General features: G+C 63.5%; 17 protein-coding genes and 1 tRNA gene. 10 read left to right on the top strand and 8 right to left on the bottom strand.

Annotated features, from left to right (window positions below; genetic code table 11):
* Positions 1-27 precede the first annotated feature (27 nt).
* On the top strand, positions 28-1,158 hold the full coding sequence (locus J5J83_RS19330; protein WP_212351562.1) for a sodium ion-translocating decarboxylase subunit beta: 1,131 nt from the start codon (positions 28-30) through the stop codon (positions 1,156-1,158).
* 16 nt (positions 1,159-1,174) lie between these two features.
* Here the strand turns inward: J5J83_RS19330 and J5J83_RS19325 are convergent, their stop codons facing one another.
* The 6 genes from J5J83_RS19325 to ftsY all read right to left on the bottom strand — a co-directional run bounded on the left by J5J83_RS19325 (position 1,175) and on the right by ftsY (position 7,056).
* Positions 1,175-1,669, bottom strand: a complete 495-nt coding sequence (locus tag J5J83_RS19325) for an acyl-CoA thioesterase (protein ID WP_212351561.1) — start codon at positions 1,667-1,669, stop codon at positions 1,175-1,177.
* Positions 1,670-1,880: 211 nt separating this feature from the next.
* Positions 1,881-3,434, bottom strand: coding sequence for an alkyl hydroperoxide reductase subunit F (ahpF, locus tag J5J83_RS19320; RefSeq protein ID WP_212351560.1), 1,554 nt, complete (start codon positions 3,432-3,434; stop codon positions 1,881-1,883).
* Between the two features lie 129 nt (positions 3,435-3,563).
* A complete protein-coding gene (gene ahpC, locus J5J83_RS19315) occupies positions 3,564-4,127 on the bottom strand; it encodes an alkyl hydroperoxide reductase subunit C (RefSeq protein ID WP_212351559.1) in 564 nt (187 codons plus the stop codon).
* Positions 4,128-4,316: 189 nt separating this feature from the next.
* Entirely contained in the window at positions 4,317-5,213 is an 897-nt protein-coding gene (gene ftsX, locus J5J83_RS19310) for a permease-like cell division protein FtsX (protein ID WP_212351558.1), read from the bottom strand.
* On the bottom strand, positions 5,210-5,869 hold the full coding sequence (locus tag J5J83_RS19305; protein ID WP_212351557.1) for an ATP-binding cassette domain-containing protein: 660 nt from the start codon (positions 5,867-5,869) through the stop codon (positions 5,210-5,212). Before J5J83_RS19305 ends, ftsX begins: the two co-directional genes overlap by 4 nt.
* Entirely contained in the window at positions 5,866-7,056 is a 1,191-nt protein-coding gene (gene ftsY / locus J5J83_RS19300; RefSeq protein ID WP_212351556.1) for a signal recognition particle-docking protein FtsY, read from the bottom strand. The genes J5J83_RS19305 and ftsY overlap by 4 nt, the downstream gene beginning before the upstream one ends.
* Positions 7,057-7,208: 152 nt before the next feature.
* Here ftsY and J5J83_RS19295 point away from each other — a divergent pair, with 152 nt between their 5' ends.
* The 5 genes from J5J83_RS19295 (at position 7,209) to J5J83_RS19275 (ending at position 11,308) form a co-directional block, all read left to right on the top strand.
* Positions 7,209-8,579: a pitrilysin family protein gene (locus J5J83_RS19295; protein ID WP_212351555.1), complete on the top strand. Its 1,371-nt coding sequence runs from the start codon at positions 7,209-7,211 to the stop codon at positions 8,577-8,579.
* 139 nt (positions 8,580-8,718) lie between these two features.
* A complete protein-coding gene (locus J5J83_RS19290) occupies positions 8,719-10,017 on the top strand; it encodes a pitrilysin family protein (RefSeq protein WP_249115790.1) in 1,299 nt (432 codons plus the stop codon).
* Complete coding sequence (rsmD, locus tag J5J83_RS19285) at positions 10,014-10,553, top strand: 16S rRNA (guanine(966)-N(2))-methyltransferase RsmD (protein WP_212351553.1); 540 nt, start codon at positions 10,014-10,016, stop codon at positions 10,551-10,553. The genes J5J83_RS19290 and rsmD overlap by 4 nt, the downstream gene beginning before the upstream one ends.
* On the top strand, positions 10,550-11,041 hold the full coding sequence (coaD, locus tag J5J83_RS19280) for a pantetheine-phosphate adenylyltransferase (protein ID WP_212351552.1): 492 nt from the start codon (positions 10,550-10,552) through the stop codon (positions 11,039-11,041). Before rsmD ends, coaD begins: the two co-directional genes overlap by 4 nt.
* 15 nt (positions 11,042-11,056) lie before the next feature.
* The gene (locus J5J83_RS19275) at positions 11,057-11,308 is read left to right on the top strand and encodes a YfhL family 4Fe-4S dicluster ferredoxin (protein ID WP_212351551.1); all 252 of its coding nucleotides are present in this window, start codon (positions 11,057-11,059) and stop codon (positions 11,306-11,308) included.
* A gap of 99 nt (positions 11,309-11,407) precedes the next feature.
* Here the strand turns inward: J5J83_RS19275 and J5J83_RS19270 are convergent, their stop codons facing one another.
* On the bottom strand, positions 11,408-13,369 hold the full coding sequence (locus tag J5J83_RS19270; RefSeq protein WP_249115789.1) for a dynamin family protein: 1,962 nt from the start codon (positions 13,367-13,369) through the stop codon (positions 11,408-11,410).
* 126 nt (positions 13,370-13,495) lie between these two features.
* Complete coding sequence (gene mutM, locus J5J83_RS19265; RefSeq protein ID WP_212351550.1) at positions 13,496-14,317, bottom strand: bifunctional DNA-formamidopyrimidine glycosylase/DNA-(apurinic or apyrimidinic site) lyase; 822 nt, start codon at positions 14,315-14,317, stop codon at positions 13,496-13,498.
* 191 nt (positions 14,318-14,508) lie between these two features.
* Between mutM and J5J83_RS19260 the strand changes: the two genes are divergently transcribed.
* From J5J83_RS19260 to J5J83_RS19245, 4 genes are all read left to right on the top strand, one after another.
* Entirely contained in the window at positions 14,509-16,218 is a 1,710-nt protein-coding gene (locus J5J83_RS19260; protein WP_212351549.1) for a tetratricopeptide repeat protein, read from the top strand.
* Positions 16,215-16,811, top strand: coding sequence for a lipoprotein insertase outer membrane protein LolB (lolB, locus tag J5J83_RS19255; RefSeq protein ID WP_349251923.1), 597 nt, complete (start codon positions 16,215-16,217; stop codon positions 16,809-16,811). The genes J5J83_RS19260 and lolB overlap by 4 nt, the downstream gene beginning before the upstream one ends.
* Positions 16,793-17,671, top strand: a complete 879-nt coding sequence (gene ispE, locus J5J83_RS19250) for a 4-(cytidine 5'-diphospho)-2-C-methyl-D-erythritol kinase (protein WP_212351548.1) — start codon at positions 16,793-16,795, stop codon at positions 17,669-17,671. The genes lolB and ispE overlap by 19 nt, the downstream gene beginning before the upstream one ends.
* A gap of 11 nt (positions 17,672-17,682) precedes the next feature.
* Positions 17,683-17,759: transfer RNA gene (locus tag J5J83_RS19245), tRNA-Gln, on the top strand.
* Positions 17,760-17,815 lie beyond the last annotated feature (56 nt).

Raw genomic sequence — 17,815 nt, 5'->3', positions numbered from 1 at the left:
CCGCAGCCCTCACCCAAAGGCCATCCGATGGACATGCTGAACGAGCTTCTCGCCCTCACGGCTTTCGGCCATGTCACCTCGAACATGGTGATCATGTGGGGGGTCGTGTGCGGCCTGCTGTATCTCGCGGTATATAAGAATTTTGAGCCGCTGCTGCTGGTGCCGATCGCCTTTGGTGCGCTGCTGGCCAACCTGCCCACCGAAGGCCTGGTGAACCCGCCCGTGGGCGACACGCCAGGTGGCCTGTTCCACTACATTTCGCAGGGCGTCTATCTGGAGCTGTTTCCGCCGATCATCTTTCTCGGCGTCGGCGCGCTGACCGACTTCGGCCCGGTCATCGCCAACCCGCGCACCTTCCTGCTCGGTGCGGCCGCCCAGTTCGGTGTCTTCGCCACCTTCATCGGCGCTGGCCTGCTCGGATTCTCCACCCATCAGGCGGCGGCCATCGGCATCATCGGCGGTGCGGACGGACCAACCTCGATCTTTCTCGCCAACAAGCTGGCACCCGAATTGCTGGCGCCGATTGCGGTGGCGGCCTATTCCTACATGGCGCTGGTGCCGCTGATCCAGCCGCCGATCATGCGCGCACTGACGACACGGCAGGAGCGCGCCATCCGCATGCGCTCGCTGCGCCCGGTTTCAAAGACGGAAAAGCTCATCTTTGCTGTGGTGGTCACGGTGCTGGTCATCCTGCTCGTTCCTGCCGCATCGGCGCTGATCGGCATGTTGATGCTGGGTAACTTCCTGCGCGAGTGCGGGGTTGCGGAACGCCTGAGCAAAGCGGCGCAGAACGAGATCATCAACATCGTGACCATCTTTCTCGGCACCTCGGTCGGCATCACCATGACCGGCGACCGCTTTCTGCAGGCCGAGACGCTGAAGATCCTCAGTCTCGGCATCGTCGCCTTCGCCGTCTCCACGGCCTCGGGCGTCCTGATGGCCAAGCTGATGAATCTGGTGTCGACGGAAAAGATCAATCCGCTGATCGGCTCCGCCGGCGTGTCGGCCGTGCCGATGGCCGCGCGGGTCAGTCAGGTCGAAGGACAGAAGGCCGACCCCGGCAACTTCCTGCTGATGCATGCCATGGGACCGAACGTGGCCGGGGTCATCGGCACCGCGATCGTCGCCGGCTATTTCATCGCCAGGCTGGGCAACTGATTCGCAACGCGCAGCCTCAATCGACCTTGGGTTCGTTGCCATGCGTCTCCGCAAAGCGCTTTTCGAGTTCGAGCCGCAATGCCTTGCGCGTGGCCGCAGCGGCGAAGCGGCGCTTCTCCTCCGGACTGAATGGCCTCAACGGCGGTACCGGCACCGGCTTGCCATCGTCGTCCACCGCCACCATGGTGAAGAAACAGCTGTTGGCATGGCGCACCTCCTGGGTGCGGATGTTCTCCGCCACCACCTTGATACCCACCTCCAGTGAAGACTTGCCGGTGTAATTCACACTGGCGAGAAAGGTCACCAGTTCGCCCACCATGATCGGCTGACGGAACATCACCTGGTCAACCGATAGCGTCACGCAATAACGCGCCGCATAGCGGCTGGCACAGGCATAGGCGACCTGGTCGAGTTGTCTGAGAATGGCACCGCCATGCACCTTGCCGGAGAAATTGGCCATCTCCGGGGTCATCAGGACGGTCATGGTGAGTTGGTGTGCAGGCAAGTCCATGTCGATTGCTTCCGGCTGAGTGTTCGGGGGACGCACTATCTTCGCATGATCCGGCGCCCGGGCACACGGCTGCCGGCCTGATGCGGGCCCATCCTGCATGGGATCGCTTTCGGTCCGCTTTCAACCCGATCGCCTGCATGCTGCCACCGCAGCCACTGCAAAGAAAATGCCCCGCGCCACGGCGGGGCATCCATGTTGCCGCAACACGCGATCAGGCGTCGACGGAGCTCCGGATCAGGTGATCGAAGGCGCTCAGTGCGGCCTTGGAACCCTCCCCCATGGCGATGATGATCTGCTTGTACGGCACGGTGGTGCAGTCGCCGGCAGCAAAGATCCCCGGGACCGAGGTCTGGCCCTTGGCATCGACGATCACTTCACCGAAGCGCGACAGTTCGATCGTGCCCTTCATGAAGTCGGTGTTCGGGAGCAGACCGATCTGGACGAAGATGCCTTCGAGTTCGATCCGCTTCACCTCGTCGGTCGTGCGGTCCTTGTACACCAGGCCATTGACCTTGTCGGTGCCCGTTACTTCGGTCGTCTGGGCACTCTTGATCACGGTGACGTTGGGCAGGCTGTAGAGCTTCTTCTGCAGTACCGCATCGGCGCGCAGGGTATCGGCGAACTCGAGCAGGGTGACGTGGGCCACGATGCCGGCGAGATCGATCGCCGCCTCGACGCCCGAGTTGCCGCCACCGATCACTGCCACCCGCTTGCCCTTGAACAGCGGCCCGTCGCAGTGGGGGCAGTAGGCCACACCCTTGCCGCGGAACGCCTGCTCGCCCGGCACGTTCATCTCGCGCCAGCGCGCACCGGTGGCCAGGATCACGGTTTTCGCCTTCAGCGAACCACCGTTCTCGAGCTGCACCTCGGTCATGTCGCCCGGCACCAGCCTGGCGGCACGCTGCAGGTTCATGACATCGACTTCGTACTGCTTCACGTGCTCTTCGAGCGCGGCCACCAGCTTCGGCCCCTGGGTTTCCTTCACCGAGATGAAGTTCTCGATCCCCATCGTGTCCATCACCTGGCCGCCAAAACGCTCGGCGACGATACCGGTGCGTATGCCCTTGCGTGCGGAATAGATCGCCGCCGCCGCACCCGCCGGTCCGCCACCGACGATGAGTACATCGAACGGCTCCTTGGACGACAGCTTGGCAGCATCGCGCGTGGCTGAACCGGTATCGATCCTGGCGAGGATTTCGCCCAGTTCCATGCGGCCTTGGCCAAACTCCTGGCCGTTCATATAGACCGTAGGCACCGCCATGATCTGGCGCTTCTCCACCTCGTCCTGAAACAGCGCGCCGTCGATCATGGTGTGGCGGATGTTTGGATTGAGAATGGAAAGCAGGTTGAGCGCCTGCACCACATCCGGGCAGTTGTGGCAGGACAGCGAGATATAGGTCTCGAAGTGGTACTCGCCCTCGAGGCTCTTGATCTGCTCGATCACGTCCGCCTCGACCTTGGGCGGATAGCCTGCGCTCTGCAGCAAGGCCAGGATCAGCGAGGTGAATTCGTGCCCCATCGGCAGGCCTGCAAAGCGCACGCGCGCCTCCCCGCCCTTGGGGCCGACGGAGAACGAAGGTTTGCGCTCGGCGTCGTCGCGCCGTTCGATCACGCTGATGAGTGCCGACTGCTCGGCAACATCGCGGATCAATTCCTGCATCTCACGCGACTTTTCACCATCGTCCAGCGACGCCACGATCTCGATCGGCTGCGTCACCCGTTCCAGGTAGGCTTTCAGTTGAGTCTTGATATTGGCGTCCAGCATGGTGACGTCCCCCTTGAGAATGAGGCCTGCCGATGTTTTCGGTGGGCCGGATACGACGCAGCCGGCGCGTGGCCGGCTGCACGACAGACTACCGGGCCGGTTTGGCCCGGACAGGATTACAGCGGCGACTTAGATCTTGCCGACGAGATCGATGGACGGTGCCAGCGTCTTCTCGCCTTCCTTCCACTTGGCCGGGCACACTTCGTTCGGATGCGTTGCCACGTACTGGGCGGCCTTGAGCTTGCGCACGGTCTCGGTCACATCGCGGGCGATGGCGTTATCGTGCACTTCCATGGTCTTGATGACGCCGTCCGGGTTGATGATGAAGGTACCGCGCAGTGCCAGACCCTCTTCTTCGATATGCACATCAAAGTTGTGCGTCAGCACGTGGGTCGGGTCGCCGACCAGTGCGAACTTGGCCTTGCCCACGGCGGGCGAGGTCTCGTGCCACACCTTGTGCGAGAAATGGGTGTCGGTGGTCACGATGTAGACCTCGGCACCGGCCTTCTCGAACTCGGCATAGTGTTCTGCGGCGTCTTCGATTTCAGTCGGGCAGTTGAAGGTGAAGGCGGCCGGCATGAAAATCAGCACGGACCACTTGCCCTTCAGATCGGCTTCGGTCACTTCGATGAACTTGCCGTTCTTGTATGCTTGCGTCTTGAAAGGCTTGACTTCGGTGTTAATCAGGGACATTGCGTATCCTCCGCAGTAGGTTGTTGAAACAACGTGACGAAAACTCGATGGCTGCAGTGTAAGACCGACGCCTGAATTGATCTAATTGATTATCAGGATGCCGTCGATTGGAAAGAACTATGATTCGACCAGGCAGCACCACACCCGACTCGCATCATTCACGCATATGGTGACAACCCCGTGTAGATTTCAAGTCCCCGCAAGATGGCGCCGGACAGAAATCTCCGCGCCCAGCCAACCCAGAAACGCGGCAAAGAGCACGATCGCTACCGACTCCGGCCACTGCGGTCCACTCAACGCAAACACCGCACCATAGGTTTCAGCCAGCGCAGCCACCGGTGCGGACAGCCCCATGACCCCGAGCCACACCGCGCCGAGCGCCACCAGTCCGCCCAGCATGCCCTGCAGGCTGCCAAACCAGTAGAAAGGACGGCGGATGAAGGGGTCGGTTGCACCGAGCAGACGGCTTACTTCGATCTCATTGCGCTGGGTCATGATCTGCAGGCGAATGGTATTGAAGGTGACGATCACCAACGCAAATCCCAGCAGTGCCGCTAGCATGACCACGGCGGAACGCCCCAGCGCCAAGAGCGCATGAAGACGCTTGACCCAGCCCGAGTCGAGCTGAACATGCGCCACCTTGGGCCATGCCCTCATCTGCGCCGCGAGCGTGTCGAACACCTCGGGGTCGCCCGTGCGCAGCGTCACGACGAAGGCATCGGGCAGCGGATTCGACTCGAGGCCACCGAGAACGTCTCCCAGCCCGCCGGCGGCCAACTGTTTCAGCGCCTCGTCACGCGGTACAAAGCGAAAGCTTGCCAGTTGCGGGTCCGCACGCAGGCGCTTTTCGATGGCGGCCGCGTCCTCGGCCGCCGCGGCGGCGTCCATGAAGACGCTGATCTCCGGCGTCCCCGATACCCCACGTGCCATCGATGCGACGTTGTCGAGCAACAGGTAGCCGCCCGCCGGCAACGACAGCGCGATCCCCATCACCAACGCCGACAGCAAGGTACCGAGCGGCTGGCGGGCCAGGCGACCCGACGCCTGGGCAATTGCGCGCAAATGCAGGTAGAGCCAGTTGCTCATGCGTCCTCCGACAACAGGCCCTTGACCAGCGTCAGCCGCCGCGGAGCGGAGGTTGCGAACAGGCTTGCATCGTGCGTAGACACGAGCACGGTGACACCTGCACCATTGAAAGACTTGAACAGGTTCGCAATACCTGCAGCCGAGGCGGGATCAAGGTGGGCAGTAGGCTCGTCAGCGAGCAACACCGATGGTCGATTGACGATGGCGCGTGCAATGGCCACCCTTTGCTGCTCCCCCCCCGACAGACCGGCAGGCATTTCCTTGCCGCGCCCCTCCAGGCCAACCCGCTCGAGCGCGGCCGCCACGCGCCGGGCGGCATCGCCAGGCGGGTGACCGGTAATGGCCAGTGGCAACATGACGTTGTCGAACACCGAGCGATCGAACAGCAGGCGGCTCTCCTGCAACACGAGCCCGAGATTGCGCCGCAGGTAGGGAATGGCCCGCCGGGGAAGGCGGGAGACGTCTTCGCCATTGATTCTCACCGCTCCCGCACTGGGCCGCTCGATGGCCGGAATCAGTTTCAGCAACGTGCTCTTGCCCGCACCGGAGTGTCCCGACAAGACCACCAGCTCGCCATGGCGGATCTCGAAGCTGACACCGGCCAGTGCCGTATAGCCGCCCGCATAGCGTTTGGCCACATCCTCGAACACGATCATGCGTTGCCGCCCTTACCCGCCGCATGTGCCCCCGCCACGGGTTCGAACAGTGCGTCGACAAACTCCCGTGCTCTGAATGGCTGGAGGTCGTCAATCCCCTCTCCAACGCCGATGAAGCGCAGGGGCTTGGGACACTGTCGCGCAATCGCGGCGATGACCCCGCCCTTGGCGGTGCCATCGAGCTTGGTGACCACGAGGCCGGTGACGCCGATGGCGGCATCGAAAGCCTTGACCTGCGCCAGTGCGTTCTGGCCGATATTGGCATCGAGCACCAGCACAACTTCATGTGGCCCGGTGGGGTCGGCCTTGGCCACGACACGACGCACCTTGGAAATCTCATCCATCAGGTGCAACTGGGTCGGCAGGCGCCCGGCCGTGTCGGCCAGCACGATGTCGATGCCGCGTGCGCGCGCTGCGTTGATGGCATCGAAGATGACCGCAGCCGCATCGCCGCCATCCTGCGCAATCACGGTCACGTTGTTGCGCTCGCCCCAGGTCAGCAGTTGCTCGCGCGCCGCGGCACGAAAGGTATCGCCGGCAGCGAGCAGCACGCTCTTGCCCTGGAGCTGGAAATACTTCGCCAGCTTGCCGATCGACGTAGTCTTGCCCGAACCATTCACCCCCGCGATCATGATGATGTAGGGCTTGTGACCGGTGACGTCCAGCGACTGTTCGAGCGGTGCGATGATCCTGAGCAGCCCTTCCGCGAGGGCCTGCTGCAGTTGGTCGGCGGTTTCGAGTTTGTCGCGCTTCCAGCGCAGGCGCAACTCGGTGAGCAGATGCTGGGTCGCGTCGACACCGCAATCGGCCATCAGCAGCGTCGATTCAAGCTCCTCGAGCAGGTCCTCGTCGATCTTGCGGCGCCCAAACAGGCTTGCCAACCCACCACCAAACTGCTGGCGGGTGCGGGCAAGCCCGGCCTTCAGGCGCTCGGACCACGACGGCCTCGGTGGCGGCGATGCATTTTCCCTTGCCGGCGACACCGGCAGCGCTGGCGCTGCATCGGCGTCGGGCGAAACGTCGGCTCGAACCGGCGCGGCAGAAGGCCCGTCCGCGCTCACATCGGCTGCGGGTGAAACGGATCCGCGGGAGACGGATTTGTCAGCGGCGGGGCTGGGCGCATCGGCAACGGGCTGCTGTTCAACAGGCTTTTCAGACTTGCCGGACTTCTTGAAGAAACCAAACATGGGCGCTCGGGTCAGAGGGGTCGTTCGGATGGACGCCATCGCACTGCGCGGGCACAGCAATCCGGATAGCGCTAAGATGCGGCTCCGCGCCGTTCCGGCTAGTGCCGAAGCGAGCATGGCGCCCCGAATTCTATCAGATGCAGGACATCACCATGTTTCACCAGACACTGATCCGCTCGTTGATGGTCGGCAGCATCGCGCTGCTCGGTACGGCAGTGCACGCCAACCCCTTCGAAACCACGCTGGGCAACGGCATGAAGGTGATCGTCAAGGAAGACCGCCGGGCACCGTCGGTGGTGCATATGGTGTGGTACCGCACCGGCTCCATGGACGAACCGGAAGGGGTGTCGGGGGTCGCGCATGTGCTCGAACACATGATGTTCAAGGGTACCAAGTCGCTCCCGGCAGGCGAATTCAACAAGCGCGTCGCCGCGGTGGGCGGGCGCGACAATGCCTTCACAAGCAAGGACTACACCGCCTACTTCCAGCAGGTTCCGCCGTCCCGACTGGGGGCGATGATGGCGCTGGAGGCCGACCGCATGCACAACCTGGTCATCACCGAAGATGCGTTCGCGCGCGAGCTTGCGGTGGTCAAGGAGGAGCGCCGACTGCGCACCGATGATCAGCCCCGCGCACTGGTCTATGAACAATTGATGGCGACCGCGTTTCAGGCGCACCCATACCGACGACCGGTCATCGGCTGGATGCCGGACCTCGACGCGATGAGGGCAGACGACGCACGTGCATGGTATCGACACTGGTACACCCCCGGGAACGCCTATCTGGTCGTCGTCGGCGACGTCGACCACGAGGCCGTTTTCCGCATGGCGGCAGAGCACTATGGCAAACTCAAGTCGAGCCCGCTCCCGGCACGCCGGATCAGCGCCGAACCGGAACAGCGCGGCCCGCGCAGTACCGTGGTCAAGGCGCCGGCCGAACTACCCTATTTGTCGCTGGCCTGGCAGGTGCCCGCGCTCAGGCAACCCGCCGCCGACCGCGACGTCTATGCCCTCCAGGTGCTGGCGGCGATTCTCGACGGCTATGATGGCGCCCGCCTCAACAGCCGGCTGGTCCGCGATCGGCACGTTGCGCTGTCGGCTGGCGCCGGCTACGACAGCACGGGGCGCGGCCCCTCGCTCTTCTATCTCGATGGCGTACCGGCAGCCGGCCACAGCGTGGATGAACTGGAAGCGGCACTGCGCGCCGAGCTGCAGCGCATTCGCGACGAAGGCGTGAGCGAAGCCGAGCTGAGCCGGGTCAAGACCCAGGCCCTCGCCAGCAAGGTCTACAAGCGCGACTCGCTGATGGGGCAAGCCATGGAGATCGGCTACCTGGAAGCCAGTGGCCTGTCGTGGCGGGACGACGACCTCCTCCTCGAAGGATTGCGCAAGGTCACCGCCGCCGAGGTGCAGTCCGTGGCGCAACGTTATTTCGGCGACACGACCCTTACGATCGCGCGCCTCGATCCACAACCATTGGGCGAGAAGCGTCCGCGCGCCGCAGCGGCGAACCTACGCCACTGAGCTGCACGATACCGAAGCCCACATCCGCATCGATGCGCCGACCTCCAGGACACCACCGAATCCCATGACGGCAAACCTCTATACGTGTGCAGGCAGCACGCACCTTCCCCCCAAGTTCGCGCTGGCGGCGGGACTTTTCATGCTCAGCATCGCGGCCCATGCCGGCCCGCATATCGAGCAATGGACGGCCAGCACCGGCGCGCGCGTGCAATTTGTTGAAAGTCGGGCGCTGCCCCTGGTCGACATCCAGATCGACTTCACCGCAGGCAGTGCGGTTGAACCCGGGGACAAGACGGGGCTGGCCGCACTGACCCGCGGGCTCCTCGATGCCGGCGCCGGTACAATGGACGAACAGGCCATCTCCGACCGCACGGCCGATATCGGCGCCCAGATCGGGGGCAGCACCGACAATGACCGCAGTAACCTGTCGATTCGCAGCCTGTCGTCCGCGACAGAGCTCGACGCGGCCGTCGACCTTGCCGCGACGCTGCTGTCGGCACCGACCTTTCCCCAAGCGGTCCTCGATCGCGAACGCGAACGCGCGATCGCCGGCCTGCGCGAGGCGCTGACCAAGCCCGACAGGCTGGCGTCGCGCCGCTTCAATGAAATCGTGTATTCCGGCCACCCCTATGGCAGGAACACCACTGCCGACACCTTGGCGTCGATCACGCGCGAGGACCTCGTCACTTTCCATCGCGACTACTATGCGGCCAGCCATGCATCGGTCAGCATCGTCGGCGACATCGATCGCGCAGACGCCGAAAGGATCGCGGTCCGGCTTACCTCACAACTGCCTCAAGGCGTGGATCTGCCGCACCTGACGGCGCCGGCACTGCCCACGGCGCAGACCGTGCACATCCCCCACCCCTCGGCGCAGGCGCACATCCTGATCGGGCAACCGGGCATGGCGCGTGAGGATGCCGATTACTTCCCGCTGCTGGTCGGCAACTATCTGCTGGGCGGCGGTGGTTTTGTGTCACGCCTGACGCGTGAAGTGCGCGAGAAACGCGGCTTTGCTTACAGCGTCTACAGTTACTTCGCTCCGCAGAAAGTGGCCGGTCCGTTCGAAATCGGGCTGCAGACCCGCGGCAGCCAGAGCGCCGAAGCGCTCAAGGTGGTCAACGACACCCTGGCCGCCTTCATTGCCGAGGGCCCGAGCATGCGCGAACTGCAAGCGGCCAAGGACAATCTGGTCAACGGTTTCGGCCTGCGCCTGGACTCCAATCGCAAGATCCTCGATTATGTCGCGATGATCGGTTTCTACCGCCTTCCGCTCGACTGGCTGGATCGCTATCCGCAGGCTGTCGCAGCCGTCACCGTCGACCAGGTGCGTGATGCGTTTGCCCGCCGCATCAGCCCCGCCCACATGGTGACCGTGATTGCGGGGGGCGATGGCGACGCGGGCGCCACGGCTGACCCCACGGAACCGGCAAGATGAGTCGTGTACGCATCGTGGGCGGCGCCTGGCGCTCCCGCCTGCTCGAGGTGCCCAATGCTCCCGGGCTGCGTCCAACACCGGACCGCGTGCGTGAGACCCTGTTCAACTGGCTGGGCCAGCGTCTGGACGGGCTGCACTGTCTCGATCTCTTCGCCGGTTCAGGCATCCTCGGTTTCGAAGCCGCTTCGCGCGGCGCAGCCACGGTCACCATGATCGAATACGCACCGCGTGTGGCCACGCATCTAAAACATGCGGTAGAAGACCTTGACGCTGGGCGGGTAGAGATCATTCGCTGCGATGCGGTAAAATTCCTCGAATCCACCCATCGGAAGTTCGATGTGGTGTTTCTCGATCCGCCATACAGACAGGGCTGGCTCGAGCGCATTGCGCCTCTGATCGACAACGTCATGCACCCTGGCGGGTGGCTGTACGTCGAATCCGAAGCGGCGGTGACGCACCTGGGCGGATGGCAGACAGTGAAACAGGGTCAGGCCGGGCAGGTTCATTTCCATCTCTTGCAGGAAACGCAGAAATGAAGGACGCGGTGGCGCTGTATCCAGGCACGTTCGATCCGTTTACCCGAGGTCACGAGGATATCGTGAGGCGGGCGGCCCTGCTGTTCGAGGAGGTCGTCGTGGCCGTGGCGGCAAGCCCCGGAAAGGGGCCGATCTTCAGCCTCGACGAACGCGTGGCCATTGCCCAGGAAGTGCTGAGCCCGTTCCCCAACGTTCGGGTAACGGGCTTCAGCGGATTGCTGATGGACTTCGTCCGCGTGCAGAATGCGCGCGTCGTCCTCCGCGGCCTGCGGGCGGTCTCGGACTTCGAGTACGAATTCCAGATGGCCGGAATGAACCGCAAGCTCTATCCGGACGTCGAAACGGTATTCCTCACCCCCGCCGAGGAGTACATGTTCATCTCAGCCACCATGGTGCGCGAGATTGCCCGTCTGGGCGGGGATGTCAGCAAATTCGTCCAGCCGTGCGTATTTGCACAATTGCAGCAGAAACTGAATTCAAAGCGATAGCAAGGAAGCCCCAAAATGTCTCTGATCATTACCGACGAATGCATCAACTGTGACGTCTGTGAACCCGAATGCCCCAACGGCGCGATTTACCAGGGTGACGAAATCTACGAGATCGACCCCAACAAGTGCACCGAGTGCGTGGGCCATTTCGACGAGCCGCAGTGTCAGCAGGTGTGCCCGGTCGACTGTATCCCGCTCGACCCGAACAACCCCGAAACCAAGGAGCAGCTGATGGAGAAATTCGTCAAGCTGACCGCGAAGGCCTGACCCGCTCACACGTCACGCGCCTCCCGTCAGACAAGCAAAAGGGCGAGTCCAGCGACTCGCCCTTTTGCCATTGTGCGCTTTGGGCGGCGCCGGTCGCCCTCAGGCTGCGCGGGTGTTCGCCACGGCCTCGGTCGGTACTTCCGCGCCCACTGCACGCAGGATGCCCGCCTCGATTACAGCCAACTCTTCGAGCAGGGCCAGCATGCCCGCCTCGGCCTGCTTGAGTTCTTCCACCCGGTCTTCCAGCGTGTCGGTCGCCTGGTGGATGCGCTTGACGCTTTCGAGACGGCGCTTGAGTTGCAGCTGATACTCGCGAACCTGCGTTTCCAGCGGCGACATCACCGCACGCAGCCACTGCTCGACATCACGATTGGCCAGCTCGAAGGTCCGGCGCGCCTGCACCGCGACGGTTTCGAAGAATTTTTGCGTGAGCGTGTGCTTTTCGGTCGTCACCAGCGTCAGCGTGGTATTGATCTGACGATTGAAAGCCTGCTCCAGACGATCGAGTTCGGCCTCGTAGCGCTGCGTCGAAAATGCTTCCGGCGAGGTCAGTTGCAGCCCGTGCTCAACGCTGAAACGCTTGTACATGCTGTCGAGCATGCGCGTGATCTCGGCAATCTCTGCGGTCGATTGGCTCAGATTGCCACGCAGGTGGGCGAAGAAACCTTCCATCGCATCGCGCAGGCCGCGGCTGAAACTCGATTCGAGCATGGCTTCGCGCGTGCGGCGCGTCTCGTTGCGAAGGGCATCGAGGCCGAGATGGGCGAGCAGGTTATTGGTCAGGCTCGAGAACACCGAGCGCACCGCGTAATATTTCTGCAGCCCCTGTTCGAACTCTTCCTTCTCGATGCGGATCTTGCGCATCATGTATTCGATGACGTTCTGATTCTTGCCGCGGAGATCGGTCAGTTCCTGCAACTGCTCGCGCACACCGAACACGCGGGCATCGATCAGGGTGCTCACCTGGCGCACCAGATCCTGGGTTTCGCCGAGCGTATTGTCACGTACGATCTCCTGCTTCATCGGCAGCAGGTCTTCGGTCAGGGCACGCTCGAGCTCGGGCAGGCGGCTGCGCCCGAGCAGCGGCGCATCACCGTTGATGCGCGCAACCAGTCCTTTCTGCGCAGACACAGGGAAGACCACCTCGGCGCCGACGTCCAGCGTCTCGGCGACAGTCCTGACCTGGCGCGAAATCTCGGCCTCGATGCGCGCATCGTCGCGCAGGCCGTCCCACAGACCATCGATCTTGTTGAGCACGACCAGGCGCCCCTTCTGCCGGCGCTGCCCGTAGCTGACGTAATCGCGCCACACCGCCATGTCGCTCTGGGTCACGCCGGTGTCCGCGGCCAGAATGAACAACACCGCGTGCGCATTGGGCAGCAGCGACAGTGTCAGCTCTGGCTCGGCACCAATGGCATTAAGACCCGGCGTATCGAGCACGACCAGCCCCTGCTCGAGCAAGGGGTGCGGGAACTGGATCACCGCATGGCGCCAGCTCGGAATCTCGATCAGCCCGTCACTGCCCGGCTTGAGGCCATCCTCTCCGCTCGGATCGACCTTGAACCCAAGGCGCTCCGCCTCTTCGCGCGGCACCCGCTGAACCTCCCCGACCCGTGTCAGCGCAGATTGCAGTTCGGCGGCGGAACCCGCCTGCAGTGGCACGACCGTCCATTGATCGGGCTGGTGCTTAAGCTCGCTGACCTGTGCTTGTATCACCCGGGTAGCGATCGGCAGCAACCGCAATTCCGGCTTGTCACCCGCCGTCCATTGCAGTTCGGTAGGACACATGGTGGTCCGTCCCGCACTCGACGGCAGGATCCGGTCACCGTAGTCGGAAAAGAAGATCGCATTGATCAGCTCGGACTTGCCGCGTGAGAACTCGGCGACGAACGCGATGGTGAGCTTGTCGTCGCGCAGGCGGTCAATCAGATACTGGAGGCGCAGGTCGGACTGGGCGTCGCCCACTTCGTTGCGCGTCAGCCACTGGCGCAAGCGGTTCACCGCATCCATTGTTTCGCCGCGCCAGCGGCTGTAAGCAGAAAACTGTTCAGCCAAAGTCATGATTGATTCACCTGTTTTTCCAATTGCTTGGACGTCTACCGCCCATTGCGCGAGCATAGCGCCGATTGCCCTCGCTTTCCATTCATTCGGCCCCGAAAGACAATTCCAAGCGCATCGAATGCGTGTTCAGCGCACACGACGCTGGCAGTGGGGACAGAGGAAAGTGGCGCGCTGACCGCTGACGACGCGCAGGATCGGCGTCGCGCATACCCGGCAAGCTTCGCCATCACGCCCGTAGACGAAGTACTGCTGCTGAAAATAGCCCGGCTGCCCGTCGCCGCCGACAAAGTCGCGCAACGTACTGCCGCCGGCCGCGATCGCAGCCACAAGCGTTTCCTTGACCGCGCCGGCAAGGCGCTCGTATCGCGCCAAACCAATGCGTCCCGCCGCCTCCAGAGGATGGATTCGAGCACGAAACAGGCTTTCGGAAGCATAGATGTTGCCTACGCCAACCACCCGGTGACTGTCCATCAGGACATGCTTGATCGGAGCGCGCAGCCCCCGGCTCAATGAATGAAGATGCCTGCCGTCGAACGCGTCGTCCAGCGGTTCGGGCCCCAGCGAGGCCAGCAGCGGATGCTGCTGCGCTGCCCCGGCCTGCCACACAACCAGACCAAAACGACGCGGATCGCGCAGGCGAAGCGCTCGGTCCCCGAACACGAAGTCGACATGGTCGTGAATACCCGCCGGCTCACATGGATCGATCACCCTCATGCTGCCCGACATGCCCAGATGCACGATCGCGCTACCGAGGCCGAAATCGAACACCAGATATTTGGCACGTCTCCATACTGTGACCAACACCCGCCCCGCGACGTCCTCGCTCAGGCCTGGCGGCACGGGCTGACGCAGACGCGGGTTGCGCACCACCAGCCGCGTCAGCACGCGGCCCTCGACATGAGGCCTGATGCCGCGGCAAGTGGTTTCGACTTCAGGCAATTCAGGCATCGTGATCCGTCGCAACAGGTTTCACACACGGGCAACTTGCCCGCACGGGGTCAAAGTGCCTACCATGAGGCGAACGGAATGCATCAGTTGCGCTCCAACACATTGTATCTGCAACGCCGCCTCGCCCGATGCGTTGCGGCAGTACGACGCAAAGCCCCCAGCCGAGCACTCGGAACCAGCCGGACCACCTTATGAACCGCACGTTTGCCCGACGCCTCGCCCGCCTTGGCACCGCCCTATTGCTTGGCCTTGCGCCCGGCGCATTCACCCATGCTGAAGACATGCCGCCGGCAAGCACGCTTCCGGCGCAGGAGCTCACCCCACAGACGCTTTACCGCTTTCTGCTGGCCGAAATTGCCGGCGCCCGCGGCCAGCTCGGTCTCTCCTCCCAGTTGTATATCGAGATCGCACGCGACACCCGTGACCCGCGCATTGCCAAGCGCGCTGCCGAAATCGCGCTGTTTGCGCGCAATGCCGATCTTGCAGCCGAAGCCGCCCGCATCTGGAGCGAGGCCGACCCCGGCTCCGACGATGCAAAGCGCCTGCTCGCAGGCGTCGTCGCCAATCATGGCGGGCGCCTCGAAGACGTACAGATCCAGCTGGCGCGCGCGCTCGCGCTGGCGCCCGCGAGCCTGGACGCCAACCTGATGAGTCTGAACCGGGCGCTGTCGCGAATGGAGGACAAACGCACCGCACAGTCGATCGTGTTTCGCCTGACCGAACCCTACCTGGATCACCCCGAAGCACATTTCGCCCGCGCCCAGGCAGCCGCCATCGCAGAGAGTCCGATGGAGGCCCTGACCGCCATCAACGCAGCGCTTGCACTGCGTGAGGACTGGGACACCGGTCTGCTGTTCAAGGCCCAGTTGCTGATGCAGACCGGCGCACATGCAGAAGCCAGCCAACTGCTGCAGGCTGCCGCAGCCAGACACCCGGACAACCGCAACATCCGCCTCGGCTATGCGCGCAGCCTGATTGCAGCCAAGCACTACGACGTCGCCCGTGCAGAGTTTCAGGCACTGCTCGCCGACGCGCCCACCGACCTTGATTTGCTGTATGCCGTCGCCCTGCTCTCCCTGCAGCTGGACGATGCAGCCAGTGCCGAACCGCTGCTGATCAAGGCCCTCGAAGGCGGACACCCGGAAGCCGATACCATTCGCTTGCACCTGGGCCAGATCGCCGAGCAGCGCAAGGATGGTGCGGCCGCACGCAAGTGGTTCGACTCGGTAGCGCCTGGACCGAAGAAGCTTGAAGCGCGCATTCGCAGTGCGCAAAGCCTTGCGCGCGAAGGGCGCCTCAGCGAGGCGCGCGCGCAGCTGCAGCCGACAGCGGGCGACGAGAACGACGCTCACCGCCTGCTGCTCGCCGAAGCCCAGCTGCTGCGTGAGGCAGACCGCACCGCCGAAGCCTTCGACGTCATCGACAATGCGCTGCTCAAGTCGCCCGACGACACCGACCTGCTTTACGAGTCCGCCATGCTCGCGGAGCGTCTGAACCGGCTCGAAGTCATGGAAGGACGCTTGCGCAAGGTCATCGCGCTCGCACCGGATCATGCACATGCCATGAATGCGCTGGGCTATTCGCTGGCCGACCGCGGCCTGCGTCTCGACGAGGCTGAAGCATTGATCACCCGCGCGCACGAACTCGCGCCGGACGATGCCTTCATCCTCGATAGCCTGGGCTGGGTGCGTTTCCGCCGCGGTGACGCCGCCACGGCGCTGACGCACCTCGAGCGCGCCTACGCCTTGCGCGCCGACCCGGAAATCGCCGCCCACATGGGTGAAGTCCTGTGGCAGCTCGATCGTCGCGCCGATGCCGAGCGGCTGTTCGATGCAGCGATCGCCGCTCATCCTGACAACGCCGTATTGCGCGCCACTGCAGCACGGTTACGCAAGCAGTGATCGCCATCGCCCTGCGACATTTGCGCCTGCCGGCGCTGACTGTGGCCGCTTGCGCACTTCTGGCAGCCGGCTGCGCACAGCTTCCGTCCGCGGCGAACACAGCTGCGGTTGCACGCCAGGCGCATGCGCATTTCGATCTGGAGGGGCGCATCTCCGCCACCGACGGCGAACGTGCCGCCAGCGGGCAGATCGAATGGCGACATACCCCGTCAACGGATCTGTGGACCGCCTTCAGCCCGCTCGGGCAGATCGTCGCCCGCCTTGACAGCCACGATGGCGGCGCCGAACTCGTACTGTCGGACGGCACCCGCCGTCGCGCCTCACATGCCGACCGCCTGCTGCCAGCGCTGATCGGCGTCGATGTTCCGCTGACAAGGCTTCCGGTGTGGGTACAGGCGGCGCCGCGCCACGACGCGGAGGTACGCACGCTGGACCCATACGGACGCCCTGCACTGGTGATCGATCAGGGCTGGCGCATTGACTACACCGAATACGCCGACACCACCGCCGGCGCCCTGCCGCGGCGCATCGAGATATCCCGCGGCGACGCCCGCATCAAAATCGTCATCGACCAATGGACGCTCCAGCCCTGAACCATCCCCTGCCCGGCTCGCCACGCCAGCTCCAAGGCTGCCTGGCGCCAGCCAAACTCAACCTGTTTCTCCACGTCACCGGACGACGGGAAGACGGCTATCACATGCTGCAAACCGCATTCCGCATGCTCGACTGGGGCGACACGCTCGATTTCCGTGTGCGCGACGACGGCCGCATCCGGCGCCTGTCGGTACTGCCCGGCGTCGCCGAAGAGGACGACATCGTGATCCGAGCCGCACGCCTGCTGCAACGTGAAAGCGGATGCAGTGCCGGCGCCGACATCACCTTGCACAAAGTGCTGCCGATGGGTGGCGGGCTCGGTGGCGGCAGTTCCGACGCTGCCACTACGCTGATTGCGCTCAATCATCTGTGGGAAACCGGGCTCGATCGTCGCGCCCTGCAGGCCCTCGGCCTCCGGCTCGGTGCCGACGTCCCGTTCTTCATATTCGGCCGTGACGCGTTTGCAGAAGGCGTCGGCGAGCTGTTCCAGCCACTCACACTCGACGACGTCGTCTATGTCGTCATCTCGCCCGGTGTCAGCATCTCGACCGCAGAAATTTTTTCATCGAAGGACTTGACGAGGAATACAGTCCCAATCAAAATAGCGGACTTCACAGCGAGCTCTGCCCGTAACGACCTACAAGCAGTTGCATGTAATCGTTACCCGGAAGTCGCTGAGGCAATCAACTGGCTGGCGCAATTTGCACCGGCGCGGATGACTGGCTCAGGCGCCTGTGTGTTTGCGGCAATCGATTCGGGAGCCTTGGCTCAGCGCATCGTCGAACAATGCCCGACACGCTGGAAAGCCTGGAAGGCGTCAAGCCTGGCCAGACATCCACTGGATTGCCTCGTTGTGTAAAAGGTTTCAATTGGGGAGTCGCCAAGTTGGTCAAGGCACCGGATTTTGATTCCGGCATTCGAAGGTTCGAATCCTTCTTCCCCAGCCATATAACGACGGGCAGGCCTCTGGCCTGCCCGAGTCGTTTTTGACGTCGCTTTCATT

The organism is Azoarcus sp. L1K30 (assembly GCF_018122735.1).
In the GTDB taxonomy this organism is placed as follows: Bacteria; Pseudomonadota; Gammaproteobacteria; order Burkholderiales; family Rhodocyclaceae; genus Parazoarcus.
The sequence above is the reverse complement of the archived record's forward strand: the minus strand, read 5'-3'. Positions and strand labels throughout refer to the sequence as shown.